17 protein-coding genes and 1 other RNA gene are annotated in these 19,513 nt (G+C 65.3%); 11 read left to right on the top strand and 7 right to left on the bottom strand.

Translation table 11 applies throughout. The features are described from left to right. Positions 1 to 24 precede the first annotated feature (24 nt). Together asd and V1280_RS19470 are read left to right on the top strand one after the other, a co-directional pair. Positions 25 to 888 carry an archaetidylserine decarboxylase gene (gene asd / locus V1280_RS19475; RefSeq protein ID WP_334527429.1) on the top strand — a complete coding sequence of 288 codons (864 nt, stop codon included), beginning with the start codon at positions 25 to 27 and terminating at the stop codon, positions 886 to 888. Between the two features lie 67 nt (positions 889 to 955). Beyond that, a complete protein-coding gene (locus V1280_RS19470; protein WP_334527426.1) occupies positions 956 to 1,525 on the top strand; it encodes an NUDIX hydrolase in 570 nt (189 codons plus the stop codon). Positions 1,526 to 1,695: 170 nt separating this feature from the next. Here the strand turns inward: V1280_RS19470 and V1280_RS19465 are convergent, their stop codons facing one another. Together V1280_RS19465 and V1280_RS19460 are read right to left on the bottom strand one after the other, a co-directional pair. Further along, the gene (locus V1280_RS19465; RefSeq protein WP_334538360.1) at positions 1,696 to 3,114 is read right to left on the bottom strand and encodes a FecR family protein; all 1,419 of its coding nucleotides are present in this window, start codon (positions 3,112 to 3,114) and stop codon (positions 1,696 to 1,698) included. A 201-nt stretch (positions 3,115 to 3,315) separates the two neighbouring features. Beyond that, positions 3,316 to 4,095 carry a DUF2147 domain-containing protein gene (locus V1280_RS19460; RefSeq protein WP_334527423.1) on the bottom strand — a complete coding sequence of 260 codons (780 nt, stop codon included), beginning with the start codon at positions 4,093 to 4,095 and terminating at the stop codon, positions 3,316 to 3,318. 187 nt (positions 4,096 to 4,282) lie between these two features. Here V1280_RS19460 and V1280_RS19455 point away from each other — a divergent pair, with 187 nt between their 5' ends. The 3 genes from V1280_RS19455 to V1280_RS19445 all read left to right on the top strand — a co-directional run bounded on the left by V1280_RS19455 (position 4,283) and on the right by V1280_RS19445 (position 7,347). Then, a complete protein-coding gene (locus V1280_RS19455) occupies positions 4,283 to 5,134 on the top strand; it encodes a DUF2147 domain-containing protein (protein ID WP_334527420.1) in 852 nt (283 codons plus the stop codon). Positions 5,135 to 5,443: 309 nt separating this feature from the next. After that, entirely contained in the window at positions 5,444 to 5,788 is a 345-nt protein-coding gene (locus V1280_RS19450; RefSeq protein ID WP_334527417.1) for a hypothetical protein, read from the top strand. Positions 5,789 to 6,147: 359 nt separating this feature from the next. Beyond that, positions 6,148 to 7,347: an extensin-like domain-containing protein gene (locus tag V1280_RS19445; RefSeq protein WP_334527414.1), complete on the top strand. Its 1,200-nt coding sequence runs from the start codon at positions 6,148 to 6,150 to the stop codon at positions 7,345 to 7,347. An 85-nt stretch (positions 7,348 to 7,432) separates the two neighbouring features. Here the strand turns inward: V1280_RS19445 and V1280_RS19440 are convergent, their stop codons facing one another. Together V1280_RS19440 and V1280_RS19435 are read right to left on the bottom strand one after the other, a co-directional pair. Then, positions 7,433 to 7,774: a DUF6665 family protein gene (locus tag V1280_RS19440; protein WP_334527411.1), complete on the bottom strand. Its 342-nt coding sequence runs from the start codon at positions 7,772 to 7,774 to the stop codon at positions 7,433 to 7,435. Positions 7,775 to 7,828: 54 nt separating this feature from the next. Next, positions 7,829 to 8,464, bottom strand: a complete 636-nt coding sequence (locus tag V1280_RS19435) for a TetR/AcrR family transcriptional regulator (RefSeq protein WP_334527408.1) — start codon at positions 8,462 to 8,464, stop codon at positions 7,829 to 7,831. Positions 8,465 to 8,659: 195 nt separating this feature from the next. Between V1280_RS19435 and V1280_RS19430 the strand changes: the two genes are divergently transcribed. The 4 genes from V1280_RS19430 to V1280_RS19415 all read left to right on the top strand — a co-directional run bounded on the left by V1280_RS19430 (position 8,660) and on the right by V1280_RS19415 (position 15,219). Next, positions 8,660 to 9,967, top strand: coding sequence for an HlyD family secretion protein (locus V1280_RS19430; RefSeq protein WP_334527406.1), 1,308 nt, complete (start codon positions 8,660 to 8,662; stop codon positions 9,965 to 9,967). A gap of 27 nt (positions 9,968 to 9,994) precedes the next feature. Beyond that, complete coding sequence (locus V1280_RS19425) at positions 9,995 to 11,581, top strand: DHA2 family efflux MFS transporter permease subunit (RefSeq protein ID WP_334527403.1); 1,587 nt, start codon at positions 9,995 to 9,997, stop codon at positions 11,579 to 11,581. 380 nt (positions 11,582 to 11,961) lie between these two features. Then, positions 11,962 to 13,761, top strand: a complete 1,800-nt coding sequence (locus V1280_RS19420; RefSeq protein ID WP_334527400.1) for an ABC transporter ATP-binding protein — start codon at positions 11,962 to 11,964, stop codon at positions 13,759 to 13,761. A 54-nt stretch (positions 13,762 to 13,815) separates the two neighbouring features. Continuing rightward, positions 13,816 to 15,219: an MATE family efflux transporter gene (locus V1280_RS19415; RefSeq protein ID WP_334527397.1), complete on the top strand. Its 1,404-nt coding sequence runs from the start codon at positions 13,816 to 13,818 to the stop codon at positions 15,217 to 15,219. Positions 15,220 to 15,272: 53 nt separating this feature from the next. On the opposite strand, the gene V1280_RS19410 is transcribed toward V1280_RS19415, so the two are convergent. Both V1280_RS19410 and V1280_RS19405 read right to left on the bottom strand, forming a co-directional pair. After that, a complete protein-coding gene (locus V1280_RS19410) occupies positions 15,273 to 16,016 on the bottom strand; it encodes a sulfite exporter TauE/SafE family protein (RefSeq protein WP_334527394.1) in 744 nt (247 codons plus the stop codon). Between the two features lie 97 nt (positions 16,017 to 16,113). Further along, complete coding sequence (locus tag V1280_RS19405; RefSeq protein WP_334527391.1) at positions 16,114 to 17,484, bottom strand: aminotransferase-like domain-containing protein; 1,371 nt, start codon at positions 17,482 to 17,484, stop codon at positions 16,114 to 16,116. Between the two features lie 49 nt (positions 17,485 to 17,533). Here V1280_RS19405 and V1280_RS19400 point away from each other — a divergent pair, with 49 nt between their 5' ends. Together V1280_RS19400 and V1280_RS19395 are read left to right on the top strand one after the other, a co-directional pair. Beyond that, a complete protein-coding gene (locus V1280_RS19400; protein ID WP_334527389.1) occupies positions 17,534 to 17,995 on the top strand; it encodes a DUF983 domain-containing protein in 462 nt (153 codons plus the stop codon). Between the two features lie 74 nt (positions 17,996 to 18,069). Further along, positions 18,070 to 18,783 (top strand): alpha/beta fold hydrolase, encoded by a 714-nt coding sequence (locus V1280_RS19395; protein WP_334527386.1) that lies wholly within the window; start codon positions 18,070 to 18,072, stop codon positions 18,781 to 18,783. A 158-nt stretch (positions 18,784 to 18,941) separates the two neighbouring features. On the opposite strand, the gene rnpB is transcribed toward V1280_RS19395, so the two are convergent. Beyond that, an RNA gene (gene rnpB, locus V1280_RS19390) (RNase P RNA component class A) lies at positions 18,942 to 19,418 on the bottom strand. Positions 19,419 to 19,513: the final 95 nt, after the last annotated feature.

Below are 19,513 nucleotides of genomic sequence, written 5' to 3'. Positions count from 1 at the left end.
CTAATACTGCGAGCTGACAGATTCATGACAGTCAAAGCCCTCATCGCCTCTTTCACCCAGCGGGAAGACCTCAACTTCCTGTTGACCAACCGTATCCCCCGCGCGGCGCTGACCCGCTTCATGGGCTGGTTCTCCAAGATCGAGAATCCGCTGGTGCGGGACGGCTCCATCGCGCTGTGGAAGCTGTTCTCCGACCTCGATCTGTCGGAGGCGAAGAAAGACCATTTTGGGAGTCTGCACGACTGCTTCACCCGGGAGCTCAAGCCGGGCCTGCGGCCGTTTGATCCGGATCCGTCCGTGGTCGCCAGTCCCTCGGACGGCATCGTCGGCGCCCACGGCCGGATTGCCGACACCGAGCTGTTCCAGGTCAAGGGCGCGCCCTATTCCCTGCTCGACCTCCTTGGTGATCCCGCGCTGGTCGAGCAGCACCGCAACGGAAGCTTCGTCACGCTGCGGCTGACCTCGAGCATGTATCACCGCTTCCACGCGCCGTTTGATGCGCATATCGAGCGCGTCACGCTGATCCATGGCGACGTCTGGAACGTCAACCCGATCGCGCTGAAGCGGGTCGAGCGTCTGTTCTGCAAGAACGAGCGCGCGGTGATCCGCACGCATTTGTCGACCGGCGAGGCCGTGACGCTGGTGCCGGTTGCAGCGATCCTGGTCGCCAGCATCCGGTTGCATTTCCTCGACATGGTGCTGAACGCGCAGACGAAGGGGCCGGTCAATTTCCCCTGCGACGTCAACGTGACCAAGGGCGAGGAGCTCGGCTGGTTCGAGCATGGCTCGACCATCATCATCCTGGCGCCGGGCGATCTTTCGTTCTGCGATGGCATTGCCGAAGGGACGCGCATCCGCGCAGGACAGGCGCTGCTGAGGAAAGAATAGCCTTCAATCCGCCGTCTCGGACCCCTATATCGTCCGCCGGGACAATTCGCTCGATACGGATCTTGTGATGGCGCGGGCGCCGGTGATGGCGGCGGGTGGTATCGTGCTGCGGCGTGGCGACACGCCGCTGATTGCCATCGTGCGTCAGCGCAAGCGCAATGAATGGGTGTTGCCCAAGGGCAAGCTCGACGACGGCGAGACGCCGAAGGAAGCCGCGCACCGCGAAGTGCTGGAGGAGACCGGCCACGACGTGGTCGTGCATGAGTTTCTGGGCACGATCGCCTACCAGTCCGGCGGCCCCATCAAGATCGTGCATTTCTGGCGGATGGAGGCCGGGGGTGGTCCCGTTCGCAAGCTGATGAACGATATCAAGGCGGTCGACTGGCTGACGCTGGACGACGCGCTCACACGCCTCTCGCGCGAATATGAGCGTGCCTTCCTCACCCAGGTCGGCCCGATCGCGATCGCTGCGGCCGGCCTCGCATCGTCCCCCGCGCCTGAGCCGGCGCCAACGTTGGCCGCCGACGACGTCGACGCCGCTTTGCAGACGCTGACGCCCGCGGAAGCCGCCTCCGTCGACGAGCTGCGGCACGGCCTGCTGCAGAAGGTGCGAGCCTGGCTGCGCGGCGAGGCGTGAGCGCTCCGCGAATCCGGAATCGGTAGAGTGGGCAAAGCGAAGCGTGCCCACGATACCGATGACGTGGGCACGGCGCTAACGCGCCTTTGCCCACCCTACGATACTGTCATCGTTGAGGGACTCTGGATTGCTTCGCTGCGCTCGCAATGACGGGAAGGAGCGCTCGCCAACTACCGCTTCTTCTTTTCCTTCGGCGCCGGAGCCGGCGCAGGCCGGCGCGGCGCCGCTGGGCGCTGCGCGGCGGGCAGGCGCTGCTGCAGGCCGGGCTGGCGTGGTGCGGCGCCTTGTTGCGGCTGCGCGGCCGGCTGTGTGCCGGGCTGCAATCCGGTGCGCGGCGTTTGCGGTTGTGGCGTCGTGCCCGGCTGAGGCGCGACCGCGCCGGGCGCTTGCGGAGATTGTCCGCTGCGCTGGGGCTGTGTCTGCGGCGTTCCGCCGGGTTGCGTGCCTTGTCCGGTGCGCCGCTGGCCCGTGCCTTGCGGCTGACCAGGTTGCTGCTGACCCTGGCCCGCGCGCGGCGTGCCCGGCTGCACGGCGCCGCCTTGTCCTTGCCGCTGCGGTGTCTGCGTACCCTGGCGGTTCGGCGCACCCGGCTGCTGCTGGCCCGGACGGTTGTTCTGACCCGGCTGGCCATTCGGCCGCTGCGGCTGCTGGTTCGGCGCCGTGTTCGGACGCAATTGCTGTTGCTGCGGCGGCTGCGCCGGTCGCGGAATGCGGCTGACCGCGGCCGGATTGGCGCGGCGGAAGTCGCGCTGTTCGGTGACGATCTGCCGTCCGGTGGTCTGCGCCGCATGCACCTGGCTGACGAAGCCGCGGTCGCGCGCAATCTGCTGCGGTGGAATCGTGATCGGCACCGCGGCAAAGCGCATGCCGCCCGGGCCGGCTGCACCCGGCCGGATCGCAAGGCCGCTCGAGGCTTGCGTCAGCGCGCCGAGCCGCGTGCCGCTGGCACGGTCGTTGACGTCGATATGGCCGACCCGGCCGTCGGCGTCGGGATAGAGTTTGATGTTGATGTTATTCGCAGTGTTCGCGGTCGCATTCTCGGGCACGTCGACGACGCCGGTGGTGCCACGAATGCCGAGCGTTGCGGTCGGCGTTGCGATCTTCATGTCGCCGGTCTTCGCCACCGCCGCCGCGACGAAGGCGACCGTGCCCTTGCCGATGTCGAAGATCGCCGAGTTCTGCTTGCCGCCGTCCTCATAGACGTAATTGTCGATGGTGATCCTGGAGCCGGCCGAGAGGTTGAACGTGGTGGCGTCGTTGAAGGTGATGCCGAGCGACGAGTTCGAGGAGGTCTGCACGGCGTCGTTGAGATAGATGTCGTCGCGCACCTTCAGCGGATAGGAATTCTTGTCGCGGATCACGGTCGCGATCCCCGTCACGGTCGCGACGTTGCCGATCGGCTCCACGGCGGCGGGCTGGGCATCGGCGGCCGGCGCAGGCGAGGCCGATGGCGCGGGCGTCGGTTGCGCCTGCGGCTGCGCTTGTGCTTGCGCGAGCTCGACTGCATCGGACGCGCACGCGCTGTCCGCGCCGGCCAGCGGCAGCGCCAGCAGCGGCAAAGCAAACACGACGCGGCGCCAAGCCACCATCAAAGCCACGAATGAGGTCCCGGTGAGAACACGAGGCAGGAACGGCCGATATCAGCCGGAGCTGGCTGAATGGCGGATGAACGTCTCTCGCACGGGACGAGCGAACGTTCAAACGCCAACATTCAAACGCCACGTCCCGGTGTCAGGGACGTGGCGTCATCTTGAGAACAAGAACGTTTGCCAGCGGCGACGCCGTCGGTGTCAGCTGACCCGCTTCCAGGTCTGGCCGCCGCAGAACATGCCGCCGAAGGCGCAGCCTTGCACGCGCATTGCATTCGGGCCCTTCATCGCGATCGTCGAGTCGTAGTTCTTGCCGGAGTCGGGATCGTGGATGCGGCCGCTCCACTTGGCGCCGTCGGGCTTCATGTTGATCAGGATGCGCTCATTGCTCTTCTCGGCATAACCACAGAGGTTGGGGCCGCACTGTTCGACGCGGACATTGCCCTTGTTCTCTTCGGTCGCCCACACGCCGACCGGCGTGTTCGCGGCCTGCACGGGCGCGACAGGAGCAGGTGCCGGAGCCGGCGCATAAGCAGGAGCCGTGGCGACCGGCGCGGGGGCGGCAACCGGAGCAGGGGCTGCAACCGGCGCAGCCTGCGTGGCCGTGTCGACGGACGGCGCGGCGGCGACGGTCGTGGCCGGGGCTGCGGGCGCCACTGGCGCGGTAGCCTGCACGGGCGCCTGCTGCGCGGGTTGCTGCTGCACCGGAGCCGGCGCGGGCGTTGCCGTCGTCGTCGCCGGCGTGGTGTCGTCATCGTCCTTGGAGCCGCCAAGGCCGTTGAGGTTGATGTTGTTCAGCTTGATCGGCTTGTCCGACAGGCCCGGCGCCACGATGGTGACGCAATCGAGCGAGGCGCAGTTGCGCGGCGTCTCGATGCGGATGCGCTGGCCTTCGATCTGGAACGAGACCGAATTGCCGGCATGGGCTGCGGCGGTCGATGCGAGGAAGAGTGCGGTGGCGGCGATGGTGAGCTTGTTCATGACAACCTCCGAAATGGCGTGGTCCCGATATGGACTGAAGTCGGTCGTGGACCGGATGTGGTTCGACCCTATGCCCGATGCGTCCGGCCTTCTGTGATGGACCTCACAACGGCTGCGTGGGTGAGCCAGCGCACATTCGGCAGCCCTTCATCTGCGTAACATCCTCGCGATCGAGAGGGAGAGGTCGATGAAGCGGCTTGCGATTTTGCCTGGCACGTTGATCGCACTGATGGCGATCGCGCCCGCGGCGCAGGCCGGTTCCTATTCCTTCTCGATCGGTGGTCAGCGGTTCCGTGTCGAGGCGCCCAGGAATTGCCGATCCACCTCCTGCGTTTCGGTTTCCAGCCGCGGCTTTCGGACGACGGACGATGTCAGCACGGCCCCGCCGCCTGCGCCGGTGGTCCAGGCGCCACTGCCGGTCTATCCGGTTGCTCCGGCCAAGCCGGCGCAAGCGACAGTCGCGGCCCCACCGCCGGCTCCCATCCTTGCCGCCACGACATCACAGCCCGTCGTGCCGCCGCCGGCGCCAAGACTCGAGACACTGATCCCCAATCCGCCGCGGGTTGAGCTGTCACGCCTGGGTCCGCCGAAGACGCTCGTCCCGCCGCAGACAGAGCCACCGGTCGCCAATCCGGACCCCAAGATCATGCCGGCGACGACGATCGCAAAGCGCAGCGACGACGAGACGGCCTATATGCCGCTCGGCGAATGGGAGAGCGACGGCGCCAAGGGCACGGTCCGCATCGAACGCTGCGGCCCCGCGCTGTGCGGTTACGCGCTGACCGAGGCGTCGACCCGGGGCGAGAGCGTGCTGGTCAACATGAAGCCGAAAGCGCACGACGTCTGGACCGGCAACATCTACAGCCGCTCCAGCGGCAACACCTATTATGCGACGATGACGCTGAAGAGCTCCGGCGCGCTGCACGTCGAAGCCTGCGCGCTCGGCCGCTTCTGGTGCTCCGGCAATGACTGGACGCGGGTCGAGGCGCGGCCGAAGCAGTTGATCACGACATCGCGCCAGTGGGGCGCGCGGTCATAGGCAACGCGCTCTTCTCTTACCCTCCCCTGGAGGGTTCCCTGGAGGGGGAGGGTCGATCGCGCGCAGCGCGAGCGGGGTGGGGTGATCTCTCCACGCGGGCACTGTTTGATGTCGAGAGACCGTCACCCCACTCCGTCTCACATTCCGCTGCGCTTCATGTGAGCCGACCCACGAGCGAGCTACGCTCGTCTCGGACCCCTCCAGGGGAGGGTGGCAGTTTGGGCTGTCCAATTTGTAATCGTCCCGCGCCGAACCTGCATCTCGCTTCGACGCGACCGATGGCTGACGACGCATGCAGGGAGATTGCACATGAAACGTCTCGGCAAACAATTTGGCCTCATCGCTGCGCTGCTGATCGGCAGCGCGATCTCGGCTCACGCCGACACCGACATCTGGACCAATGTGCTGAAGCAGAAGCGCGGCGACGACGCGCTGAATGTCGACAGCTCCTTCTGCGATGCGCAATTCGGCGCGCCGCAGAACGGCGCGGCGACATCGGCAGAGTACAAGCGCTGCATGCGCGCACGCGGCTGGCGCTTCAGCCATACGCGTCGCGAGAAGGACGACCGCTATCCCGACCCTGATAATCCCGGCATGATGTGCCGCGATTTCAAGATCGGCGACATCACCGGATCGGACTGCTCGAATTTCTGAGCACGGCAAAACGTCCGGCCGCCGGATGATCCGGTGCCGCCGGGCGAGCCCTGCGATAAGGTCGGTGGACGCTGCTAGATCATGCCGAGCACGATGGCGCCGACAAAGGCCATGGCAAGGTACGCAGTGACAACGCTCAGTCTCCCGACGAACGTCATGACGTTGCTCCCTGAGATCCCGCTTGGGATCACTCCTTCTGCGCGCCGCTTTGCGCGCTATCGTCATGGTTAACAGAAACTCACCTTTGAAGAAAGTCAGCCCCGCTGTCGTTCATCTGTGGCCGCGGACGCGACATGGTAAAGGAAAGCTGAAATCGACACGTTGAAGAGTCTTTAAGTAAATTCACCGAACGTGCGCGCATGACGCGCGGAGTTCGTTTGTATCTCGTCGGCTCCATCGTCCTCGTTTCGCTCGCGGGTTGCGGACGCGGCTTGTTCCAGGCCGAACGTGAACCGTGGCGGGCCGAGGCAGAAGCGGCGTGCCTGAAATCGGGCGCCGTGAAAGAGAGCCCTGACATCGTCCGGATCGAGCCGATCTCGGGCCCCGGCATGTGCGGCGCCGAGTTTCCGCTGAAGGTCGCCGCCATCGGGGAAGGCACGAGCAGCTACGGTTTCGCCGATGAGGAGTTGCGTCCGCCCGGCAGCGTCGGCACCCAGCCGCGCTGGCCGGTGACGCAGCCGCAATCGAATTATCCGGCGCCCGGCTATCCGCAGCGATCGAACTATCCCGAGAGCGCGGTGCGCCAGCCCTCCGGCTATGGCGCCTCCTCCGGCCCGGTGTCGCTCAGCGCGCCCGGCGTGGCGCCGCAGGAAGACGAGATCGACCTGCCGCCCGAAGGCACCGACGCCGCGGGTGCCGCGCGCTATATGAATGCGCCGAGCTATCCGGCGCGGCAGCCCGGTCCGGCACCTTATTCGCAAGCGCCCGCGCAACAGCCGCCGCCGCGGCTGGGTCCGGCGCAGGGCGATCCCGTCACCGCCGTCGGTCCCGTCGCGATAAAGCCGACCGCGACGCTGGCTTGTCCGATCGTCTCCGAGCTCGACCGCTGGTTTGCCGACAGCGTGCAGCCTTCGGCGATGCGCTGGTTCGGCGCCCGCGTGGTCGAGATCAAGCAGATCTCCGCTTATTCCTGCCGCGGCATGAACGGCAATCCGAGCGCCCATATCTCGGAGCACGCCTTCGGCAACGCGCTCGATGTCGCCGCCTTCGTGCTCGCCGACGGCCGCCGCATCAGTGTGAAGGACGGCTGGCGCGGGATGCCGGAAGAGCAGGGATTCTTGCGCGACGTCCAGTCGGGCGCGTGCGCGCATTTCACCACCGTGCTCGCACCGGGCTCGAACGTCTATCACTACGATCACATTCACGTCGACCTGATGCGCCGCGCCAGCCGCCGCCTGATCTGCCAGCCGGCCGCAGTCTCCGGAGAAGAAGTCGCCGCGCGCGCGCAGCGGCGTACGCCTTACGCGAACGCGCGCGATCCGTCCGTGACCGGTTCGCTCGGCACGCACAAGAGCAAGCACGAGAAGGTCAACGAGGAAGACGAGTTCTCGGACGATTAGCCGGACGCAATCCAGAATGCCCGCCGACATCGTCCGCTATCTCACAATGAAAGAGGGCGGGGCGTAGCGCTGCCGAGCTAGAAAATCATCTCGAAGACGGCTTCGACGGCGGCGGGGCCATGCCCATGCACAGCTGCACTTCGGCCGGGACGTTGTAGGTCCGCATGATGTGGCGGCTGTCGCGCAGGCCGGTCGCCTCACGTTGCACCACGAGCATCCAGAGCGCGTGGCCAGCTGCCATCACCAGCTTGCGACGGGCCGGCTGCATCTCAGCCGGCGTCTCCGGGAGCGCGTGCGTGGCGTCGAATTCGCGCAATTGCGCGAGCGCCTGTTCGAGCGCACGGCCCATTCGTCCAAGCGCTGAGGCTTGTTCCTGGACGATCTCGTAATGGAGGATATCGACCGGCGGGCGAAGATCACGGGACATGGCGCCCAATATAATGCGACATGAACCGCGCGCGCAACGCGTGGCCCGCCGCCGTTACTTCGCCTTGTACGCGGCCAGAAACATCCGTGTCGCGCTGTCGACCACATCCGTCATGCGCTGTTCCGACGGCGGCGGCGCGGCCTGAAAGACGAAAGGCAGGAAGAGCGAGGCCTTGCACAGTTCCATGAACTGCGAGGCGGCCAGGTCGCAATCGTCGATCGCGAGATCGCCGGGGGCGACATGGGCTTTGAGATAGTCGGACAGCCGGTTGATGGTCTTGTCCAGCACGCGCAGATAATATCGACAGCCGACATCGGGCATGCGCTCGGCGATCGCCATCACGGTGCGGATCGCCGATCCGCCGCCGGGCCGGCAGAGCAGGCGGATGTAGGCCTGCCCAAAATCGTTCAGCGTGGTCTCGACGTCGCGCGCCGGATCGAAATTGAACACGACCTGACCGTACTGGAGCGCCTCCTCCTCGAGGATGGCTTCGAACAGCGCGGATTTGTCGGCGAAGTAGACGTAGAGCGTGCCCTTGGAGACGCCGGCCGCGCGCGCGATCTCGCCCATGCTGGCCCCGTCAAAACCCAGATCCATGAACACCTTACGGGCGCCGGCCAGGATCTGGCGGCGCTTGGAGCTGTCCTCCTCTTGGAGGATTTGCAGATGTTCGCGGTCAGCTACAACCATTGGTTTAGGGTCTCGGAAGGTTTTGGACCGGGGCTTGGACCATGAAACGTAAATAAAGGATTCGGGCCAGTAGGGTTCGGCCCTGGAATATAAGTATATTGACCGAACCGTTCGGTCAATGGTATTTGGGATGGGCGAGCGGACCGCGGCCGTGCGACGGCTGCCCCGGGTCGCGTTTTTGTTGGGGAGGCCTTTATGGCCACATCGAGAGACCAGGCTGCGCGCGTCCTTCGCCAGGAAGCGGTGGAGACGACGACGGCGGACGGTGAAGCTGCGACCGGGACACCCGCAGTCCTCGCCGAACAGCTACGGTCTCATGTGGCCGAAGAAACCAAGCGCCGCACCAATGAGGCGCCGGAGAAGCCCGTGACCGACCAGCCGGCCCCGACCGCCCCTGCCGCTGTCGCGCCAAAATCCGGCAAGCGCAAATTCGTCATGATGGGCATCGGCCTCGTGCTGGCGCTCGCGGCGGCAAGCTATGCCGGCTACTACACGCTGGTCGGCCGCTTCTACGTGTCCACCGACGACGCTTATGTTCGCGCCAACAACACCATGCTGGGCGCGCGCGTGGCTGGCCATATCTCCTCGATCCTGGCCGGCGACAACACGCTGGTGCATGCCGGCGACACCGTGCTGCGCATCGACGACGGCGACTACAAGATCGCCGTCGATGCTGCCGCGACCCGGATCGCGACCCAGCAGGCCACCATCGATCGCATCGGCCGCCAGATCGCGGCGCTTGACAGCCAGGTCGCGCAGGCCAAGGCGCAGCTCGTCTCTGCCGAGGCGGGCCTCAAGCGCGCCGATCTCGACTATGAGCGCCAGCAGGCGCTGAGCACCAAGGGTTTTGCCTCGCGCGCCACCTTCGAAACCGCGGAAGCCGGACGCGACCAGGGCGCCGCCGCGGTCAAGGCCGCGCAGGCCGCCTACGACGTTGCGGTGAGCAATGTCGATGTCGCCAAGGCACAGCAGGCCGAAGCCCAGGCGCAGCTCGCCGAGCTCAAGACCACGCTCGCCAAGGCCGAGCGCGACCTCGCCTTCACGGCGGTGCGCGCGCCGGTCGACGGCATCTTCTCCAACCGTCTCGTCAGCGCCGGCGACTTCGTTGCCGTCGGCCAGCGCCTCGGCAATGTCGTGCCGCTCGACGACGTCTATATCGACGCCAATTTCAAGGAAACGCAGCTCAAGCGCATCCGTCCCGGCCAGCCGGTGATGATCAAGGTCGATGCCTACGGCATGCGCAAGTTCTCCGGCGTCGTCGACAGCATCGCGGCGGGCTCCGGCTCGGTGTTCACGCTGCTGCCGCCTGACAACGCCACCGGCAACTTCACCAAGATCGTGCAGCGCGTGCCGGTCCGCATTCGCGTACCGAAGGCGGTTGCGAAGCAGAATATGCTCCGCGCCGGCATGTCGATCTATGCGACTGTCGACACCAACAAGGGTGCCGCCGATGCCGACAGCGAGATCGATCTCGACGATCCCACCATGATCCATCCGCAGTAAGCGCCAACAGCGCTACGAGGTCAGACCATGGCGAACGCCACGACTGCTTCACCTGCCATGATGGCGGCCGCCGATTCGGAGCGTATCGCGCCGAAGCGGCTGTTCGCCTTCATCATCATGGTGTTCGGGATGTTCATGTCGATCCTGGACATCCAGATCGTCTCGGCGTCCCTCAGTGAAATCCAGGCCGGCCTGTCGGCGAGCTCGAGCGAGGTCTCCTGGGTCCAGACCGCCTATCTGATCGCCGAAGTGATCGCGATCCCGCTGTCGGGATTTTTGTCGCGCGCCTTCGGCACGCGGCTGCTGTTTGCGATCTCGGCCGCCGGCTTCACGATTTCGAGCCTGCTCTGCGGCTTCGCCACGACCATCGAGGAGATGATCCTCTGGCGCGCGCTCCAGGGCTTTCTCGGCGCCGGCATGATCCCGACGGTGTTCGCCTCGGCCTACACCGTGTTCCCGCGTTCGAAATTCCACATCGTCGGCCCCATTATCGGGCTTGTTGCGACCCTGGCTCCCACGATCGGACCGACGGTCGGCGGCTACATCACCGATTTGATGTCGTGGAACTGGCTGTTCTTCATCAACGTCGTGCCCGGCATCGGCATCACCCTCGGCGTGTGGGCGTTGGTCGATTTCGACGAGCCGCATTTCGAGCTGCTCGACCGCTTCGACTGGTGGGGCCTGATCTTCATGGCCGGCTTCCTCGGCACGCTGGAATATGTGCTGGAGGAAGGTCCGCAATATGAATGGCTGCAGGACACCTCGGTGGCGATCTGCGCCTGGATCGGCGTCGTCTCGGCGGTTGCCTTCTTCGTGCGTGTCTTCACGGCGGACGAGCCGATCGTCAATCTGCGTGCTTTCACCAACCGCAATTTCGCCGTCGGCTCCACGCTGCAATTCTGCATCGGCATCGGCCTCTACGGCCTGACCTACATCTATCCGCGCTATCTCGCCGAGGTGCGCGGCTACAGCGCGCTGATGATCGGCGAGACCATGTTCGTCTCGGGCATCACCATGTTCCTGGTCGCGCCGCTGGTCGGCCGGCTGATGGCGAGCCTCGACATGCGCTACATGATCGCGTTCGGCCTGATCGTGTTCGCGATCGGCTCCTACCAGATGACCTGGATCACGCGCGACTTTGATTTCTACGAGCTCCTGATCCCGCAGATCCTGCGCGGCATCGGCATGATGTTCGCGATGGTGCCGACCAACAACATCGCGCTCGGCACGCTGCCGCCTGACAAGGTGAAGAATGCGAGCGGCCTGTTCAACCTGATGCGCAACCTCGGCGGTGCGGTCGGGCTCGCCGTCATCAACACCGTGCTCAACGATCGCGCCGACCTGCACATCAGCCGCCTTCAGGAGCGCGTGCATTGGGGCAACGCCACCGCGACCGAGACCCTGACCCTGCTTCAGCAGAAATTCCAGGGGCTCGGCGACTCGACGCTGATGGCGATGAAGCAGCTCAGCCAGATCGTGCACCGCCAGGCCGTGGTGATGAGCTTTGGCGACGCGTTCTTCATTCTGACCTTGTTCTATCTGAGCCTCAGCCTCCTGGTCACGCTGTTGAACAAGCCGGCTTCGCCGTTCGGCGCCGGCGGCGACGCGCATTAGCGGTCAGACCTTCGGTGTCGTCGCCCGGCTTGACCGGGCGACCGGCGCACCAAAATGCAACACTCGTGCGTGAACTCGCGCGGGCCCGTTGCAAATCGCGAATCACACATCTATAAAGCGCACCTCATTCAATCGAACCGGGGAGAGATTTGCATGATTTCGTCGCATTCGCAGATCGCGTTTCCGCGCTCGATGATGGTCTGGCTCGGTACCGTTTCGGCCTGTTAGAGGCCGCTTCCGCCAGCTTCGATTGGGCTTTTTTCCCCGGTCGCTCCGCTTCCCAAGTCAAAATCAGTTTCAAGTGACGCCGTCTCGGCCCTTGCGGCCGGCCTGCGTCCATCGATGGAGCCGGCCCCGCGGCAAAGCGGCCGGATGACGCCATGACCGCTCTGTCAAAAAAGCCCGCGGCTATCCGCGTGGTCCTGCCCTTCGTGTACCGGCACTGGCTGAATCAGCCGGGGCGGACGCTTGCCATTGCCGCCGGTCTGTTAGGGGCGACCGTCGCCGATCTGTTCATGCCGGTGTTCTCAGGACATCTGGTCGACGCGTTGACGCGTGGCCCGTCCGATCCTGCCGCCCGCCACGCCGCACTGGTGGCGTTGGGCGGCATCGTGGTGCTGGGCGCGGCCTCGATGGTGCTGCGCCTGACGGGCCTGCAAGTGATCGTGCCGTTCACACTGAAGATCATGTCGGACGTGGCGCAGGACGCATTTCTGCGCGTGCAGCGTTTCTCTACGGACTGGCACGCCAACTCCTTCGCGGGCTCGACCGTGCGCAAGATCACGCGCGGCATGTGGGCGCTCGATTTGTTGAACGACACCATCCTGCTGGCGCTGGCGCCGTCACTGTTCGTGCTGATCGGATCGATGATCCTGCTCGGCGTGCACTGGGCCTCGCTCGGCGCGGTGATCGCGCTCGGCGCGGCTGCCTATGTCACGATGACGGTGCTGTTCTCGACGCGCTACATCGCGCCGGCCGCGCGTGTCTCCAACGCCTGGGACACCAAGGTCGGCGGCACGCTGGCGGATGCGCTGACATGCAATGCAGTGGTGAAATCCTTCGGCGCCGAGGCGCGTGAGGATGCGCGGCTTGCTCGCGTCATCAATCGCTGGCGCGTGCGGGTGCGGCGGACCTGGTTCCGCTACAACTACACCGCCATGGCGCAGCTCTCGCTGCTGCTATGCCTGCGGGGGTCGGTGATCGGCGGCTCGGTGCTGCTGTGGATGTACGGGCATGCCTCGCCCGGCGACGTCACCTATGTGCTGACGAGCTACTACGTCATCCACGCCTATCTGCGTGACGTCGGCATGCACATCAACAACCTCCAGCGCTCGGTCAACGACATGGAGGAGCTGGTGGCGATCCATGACGAGCCGATCGGCATCGCCGATGCCGCCGACGCGCGGCCGATCGCGATCGAGGGCGGCGAGATCGTGTTCGACGACGTCACGTTCCACTATGGCGGCCATCGCGCGCCGCTGTATGACGGGCTGTCGATCAGGATCCGGGCCGGCGAGCGTGTCGGCCTCGTCGGTCGCTCCGGCTCCGGCAAGACGACGTTCGTCAAGCTGGTGCAGCGGCTCTACGACGTCACCGGCGGTCGCGTGCTGATCGACGGGCAGGACATCGCCCTAGCCACGCAGCAATCGCTGCGCAGCCAGATCGCGATCGTGCAGCAGGACCCGATCCTGTTTCACCGCTCGCTTGCCGAGAACATCGCTTATGGCCGGCCCGGCGCCAGCCTCGAGGCGATCGAGCAGGCGGCGCGGCTGGCGAACGCGCACGACTTCATCCTGCGCCTGCCGAAGGGCTACGGCACGCTGGTCGGCGAGCGCGGCGTGAAACTGTCAGGTGGCGAACGGCAGCGCGTGGCGCTGGCGCGCGCCTTCCTGGCCGATGCGCCGGTGCTGATCCTGGACGAGGCGACCTCGAGCCTCGATTCGGAATCGGAGGCGCTGATCCAGCAGGCGATGGAGCGGCTGATGAAAGGCCGCACCTCGATCGTGATCGCGCACCGCCTGTCGACGGTGCGCAGCCTCGATCGCATCCTGGTGTTTGACCGCGGCGAGATCGTCGAGCAGGGCACGCATGCCACGCTCGCGGGCAAGCCTGGCGGAATCTATCGCAGCCTGTTCGAGCGCCAGGTGGTGGAGCTCGGGCATATCGCAGCAGCGGAATGACGCGCGGCGGCAGGGGCGTAAGTCCCGCCGTCATGTCGTCAAGGATGGAATGAGATGAAGGACCTGACGCGCGGCTCCATCGTGAGCCACATCCTGAGCATGGCGCCACCGATCGTGGTCGGCATGATCACGATCATGATCTGCCAGCTGGTCGACCTGTACTTCGTGTCCGGGCTCGGCGATGCGGCCGTGGCCGGCGTCGCTGCGGCCGGCAACGCGGGATTTCTCGTCAACGCGCTCATGCAGATGCTCGGCGTCGGCACGGTGGCGCTGGTCTCGCATGCCGTCGGCCGCAAGGATCGCGACGACGCCAATCTCGTGTTCAACCAGGCGGTCGTCTTGTCGGTGCTGTTCGGGCTGTTGACGCTGCTCGGCGGCTTTGCGCTGGCGCGCCCTTATATGCGCGCGATTGCCGCCGATGAGGCCACTATCAATGCCGGCACCACCTATTTTCTCTGGTTCATGCCGGCGCTGGCGCTGCAATTCGTCACGCAGGTGATGGCGGCCGCGCTGCGGGCCACCGGCATCGTGCGGCCGAGCATGCTGGTGCAGGTGCTCGCGGTCATCATCAATATCGCGTTGGCGCCGGTCCTGATCACGGGCTGGGGCACCGGATATGCGCTCGGTGTCGCCGGGGCGGGCCTCGCAAGCACGATCGCCGTTTTCATCGGCGTGCTGATGCTGTTCTATTATTTTCGCAGGCTGGAGCGCTATGTCGCGTTCCATCCGGCGCAATGGCGTCCGCAACTCCGGCAATGGAAGAGGATCCTCAATGTCGGCGTGCCTGCGGGCGGCGAGTTCGTGATGATCTTCATCTTCATGGCGGCGATCTATTACGTGCTGCGCGATCTTGGTCCGGCGGCCCAGGCGGGCTTCGGCATCGGGACGCGCGTCGTCGGCTTGATCCAGATGCCGGCCCTCGCCGTCTCCTTGGCGGCAGGGCCCATTGTCGGCCAGAATTTCGGTGCGGGCAATTACGAGCGGGTGCGGGAGACCTTCGTCAAGGCGGCGCTGATCGCGACCGTCGTGATGACCGCGCTGACGACCCTCGCGCAGCTCGCGCCCGGATTGTTGCTCGCCGGCTTCTCGAACGATCCGGAGACGATGAGCGTCGCGTTGCTGTTTCTGAAGATGATCTCGCTGAACATGGTGGCGCAGGGATTGATCTTCACCTGCTCCAGCATGTTCCAGGGCCTCGGCAACACCAAGCCGGTGTTGTGGAGTTCGGCGACGCGCGTCCTCACCTATTCCCTGCCGGCGATCTTTCTATCGACACGGCCGGGCTTTCGGATCGAGTACGTCTGGTATCTGTCGAACGCGGCAACGACGCTGCAGGCGGTCCAGAGCCTGTGGTTGCTGCGCCGCGAGTTCAGGAAGCGGCTGGTGCCTCCGAAGGGGAAAGTTGCAGGACCGGCGAGCCCTGAGCCCGTCGTGCCGCTCGCACGCGAGCCCGCGTAACGACAGCATGTTTCATCCCTGCAGCACCGGCTCATTTGCCGGGCTGCAGGCAGCTAGAGCGAGCTGATGCTGTTCCAGACCAGGGTGGCGCCCGACAGGAACAGAAGGCCGAGCACGACATCGCCGAAATGCTTGTCGCTCAGCGCGTGATAGACGCGCGCGCCGGCCCATGCGCCGATCAGCGTGCCCGGGAATGCGACCATCGCGAGCCAGACCACCTTGAACGCGACCAGGCCCGAAGCCGTCTGCAACACCAGCGCCGCCGCGAGCACCGTGAAATTGAAGAGCTGGAAGATGCCGCGCCGCTCGTGCTTGTTCCAGCCGCGGATGTTGGCCCACAGGATCGGCAGCGGCCCGGACAGCCCGGCGAGGCCGCCCAGAATGCCGCCGGCAAATCCGATCGCACCGTCGGCGATGCGGCCGCCGAAGGTGATGGCGAGCGGCTTCTTGTTCAGGTACAGCGCGGTCGAGAAGATCAGCAGCAGCACGCCGACACTGAGCTTGAACACTTTTGGATCGGCGGAGGCGACCAGCATGGTCCCGAGCGGTACGCCGATCAATCCGCCGATCAGGAACGGCCACACCAGCGACAGGTCGAAGCTCTTCCACATCGAGGGCAGCGTCGAGGTCTGCGCGATCACCGAGCAGATCAGCACCAGGGGCACCGCGAGCGAGGGCGGCAGCACGTAGAGCCAGATGCCGAGCGCCATCAGCGCCGTGCCGAATCCTGCCAGCCCCGAGACGAAGCCGCCGGCCAGCGCGCCGAACAAGAGCAGCGCGTAGTTAAGCGTTTCCACCAATGAATCCCTGCCGTTACCGGCGATGCCCCAGCCTTGATCGCCTCATGGCGCATAGCACAGATGCGGCGCGGGAGGTCAATATCAGAGAAGTTTGCTAGACGATTTGCCTGACATCGGCGGGCTTCTGCAGCGCGCCGACGAGGATGCGCAGTGCCTCGGTCAATTCCGATCGGTTGCGCGCCGCGCCGAGTGAAACGCGCGCCGCATGCGGCGAGGTTCCGTCGACGGTGAAGGCGTCGCCGGCAACGATCGCGAGCCCGTTGCGCAGCAGATGCGCGGCGACGTCCGGTCGCCCCTCCGGCAAGTGCAGCCACAGATGATGCGCGGCGGGCTTCGCCTGGAACTGAAAACCCTTCAATGCGCGCTGTGCCAATTGCTGGCGGCCGACGGCCTCGTTGCGGATCGCAGTGATGATGCGGTCGGCGACGCCGGTCTCGAGCCAGTGCGTCACCAGCGCAACCATCAGCGGTGCCGGCATCTGCACGGTCGCCTGGAGATGGCCGCGCATCTGAAGCTGCGCGCCGCTGTCGGGCGCGAGCAGATAAGCGACGCGCAGCGCCGGAGCGATGCATTTCGACAGCGTGGTCGCGAGATATGTTCGCTCCGGGATGAGGTTGGCGATCGGCGAGGCCGAGCGGTCGAGCAGCCCGTAGGCGTCGTCCTCGATCAGCATCGTATCGGCGTCGCGGACGATTTTTGCGATCGCGCTGCGCCGCTCGGAGGATAGAGTCGCTGTGGTCGGATTGTGGAGCGTCGGAATGAGATAGACGGCCTTCGGCCTGTGCGTGCGGCAGGCCTTCGCCAGCGCATCGGGCAGCACGCCGCCGTCATCCATGGCGACGCCGACGAGCTTGACGCCGAGTTGTGCTGCTGCCGCCTTGATGCCGGGGAAGGTGATGGCTTCCGTCAGCACGACATCGCTGGGCCGCGCGAGATGGGCGAGCAGGTTGAACAGGATCGTCTGCGCGCCGGGAAAGATCACGAGCTTGTCGGCATGCGCATGCGGAACGCGCGTGCGCATCCAGCGCGCGGCGACCTCGCGCTCATGCGCGCTGCCGCCGGGTGGCTGGTAATTCAGAAAGGCGGTCAGGCCCGATTGCGCGCGAATGGCCTCTAAGCCCGCGATGACGCGCTCGTCGAGCTGCGCTTCGAGCGGATGCGGCGGCACGTTCATCGAGAGGTCGATCGCCACCGGATGCGGCAGGTCGACCGCGCGGCGCGCGCTGGTCTCCGACACGAACGATCCCTGTCCGACGCGGGCCTCCATGATGCCGCGGCGCCGCGCCTCGGTGTAGGCGCGTGTCACCGTGGTCAGATCGACGCCGAGCGCCTTGGCGAGCGCACGCTGCGTCGGCAATTGCTGTCCCCGCACCAGCCGGCCGGCGGCGATGTCGGCTTCCATGGCCTCGACGATGCGCTGGTAGCGCGGCCCGCTCAGCTCCGAGATTGTAGGGGTCCAGTCCATGCAATTTAGGCCCATATCCTTTGAATGTATGGATGCAAGATATTATTGTATGGATCATCAAAACGGAAGAGGTGTCGTCATGGCAACCGGTTCAGTTTCTCTTGCAAAGGCGATGTGGCGCGGTTTTCGCGGCAAGTGCCCGAACTGCGGCGAAGGGCATATGTTCGGCCGCTTCCTGAAGGTGGCGAACAGCTGCGACCATTGCGGCGAGGAGTTGTTTCACCAGCGCGCCGACGATTTCCCGGCCTATCTGGTGATGGTCGTGGTCGGGCATCTCGTGGTGCCGGCGATCCTTGCGGTCGAGACCGTTTACGCGCCGCCGGTCTGGCTGCAACTGTCAGTGTGGTTGCCGGTGACGTTGTTTGCTTCGCTCGGATTGCTGCAGCCGACCAAGGGCGCCATCGTCGGCCTGCAATGGCAGATCGGCATGCACGGCTTCGAGGCGGGCAAGCTGCGGCGCGAGGCCACCGAGTTCGCTCCGGCACTTGTGAAGGATTCGCGCGCGGCCTGAAGCAGTCGTGAAGTTTATTTGGCGCGACCCTCCACTACACTCCATCACACCGACACTAACGATGGAAAATGTAGATGGCCGGACGCTCGAAGATTTTTCTACTCTGTCATGGCGCATGGTCCGGCGGATGGTCCTGGAAGAAGATGCATCCGTTGATGGCACAGGCCGGTCATCGCCTGGTGACGCCGACCTATACCGGGCTCGGCGAGCGTGAACATCTCGCCAGTCCCGGTGTCGATCTCGACACGCATATCCAGGATATCCTGAACGTTATCAGGTTCGAGGATCTCAATGACATCGTGCTGATCGGCCACAGCTATGGCGGCATGGTCGCCACCGGTGTGGCCGATCACGCGCGCGAACGCGTGACGCAGCTGATCTATCTCGATGCCTTCGTGCCGCGTGACGGGCAATCGCTGTTCGATCTCAACGAAGGCGGGCGCGAGCCGATGCGCAAGGCAGCCGCCGCGGGAGACGGCTACCGCATCCCGCCGAACCCACCACCGCCGGATACGCCGCAGGCCGATCTCGACTGGCTGGACGCGCGCCGCGTCAACATGCCGATCAAATGCTGCGAGACGAAGCTGAACCTCGCGCATGGCGAGCCGGCAATGCCGCGCAGCTATATCTATTGTAAACGCATTCCACCGGGCGATGTGTTCGGGCAGTTCGCCAAGCGGGCCAAGAGCGAGGAAGGCTGGGGCTATTTCGAGCTCGACGCCAGTCATGCACCGAACGTCACGGCGCCGGAGGCGCTGATGGGTGTGTTGGAGACGATTGTCGGTTAGTTTGTCATTCCGGGGCTCGCGAAGCGAGAACCCGGAATCCATTCATCCACCGTCTCTGTCGCCTGATGGATTCCGGGTTCGTGCTGCGCCCGCCCCGGAATGACTACGGTGAAATTGGTGAGGGGTCCGATGCGTTAGCATCGAACCCCTCGTTGCAAGATATCAGCCGGCCTGTAAGCCGGGTTCTGTAAGGCACCGTCCGCTTGCGCGAACGATACGTGACGGCCATTCCTCTGGGACCATGTTTGCACGTGGCCTCGAGCAACCTACCCGGACGGCGGGCCTGACATCGCCCCGCGGCGTTATCGCTTAAAGCGAACAGCCCGCTACGCCGTCCCTATTCGGTTTTGCTCCCGGTGGGGTTTACCATGCCGGCTCCGTTGCCGGATCCGCGGTGCGCTCTTACCGCACCTTTTCACCCTTACCCGTCTACGCAGCTCTCGCTGCTACGACGTGGCAAGCCTGGGCTTGCCTCGCCGAAGCCCAAAGGGCGGAGGCGGGCGGTTCGTTCTCTGTGGCACTTTCCCTGGGGTCGCCCCCGCCGGACGTTATCCGGCACCGTATGTCAAGGGAGCCCGGACTTTCCTCCCCGGCGGCCTTTCGGCACTTGCCGGAGCGGCCGTCCGGCCGACTGACGGCCTAGGCAATGAGCATTTGTGACGGTTTCGTCAAGCCAAGATCGTCGCGCACGCGGGGGCGTAAATAATTTATCCTGAAGATGTCGTTCGAT

The sequence above is a fragment of the Bradyrhizobium sp. AZCC 2230 genome, assembly GCF_036924495.1.
Taxonomy (GTDB): Bacteria; Pseudomonadota; Alphaproteobacteria; order Rhizobiales; family Xanthobacteraceae; genus Bradyrhizobium; species Bradyrhizobium rifense.
The sequence above is the reverse complement of the archived record's forward strand: the minus strand, read 5'-3'. Positions and strand labels throughout refer to the sequence as shown.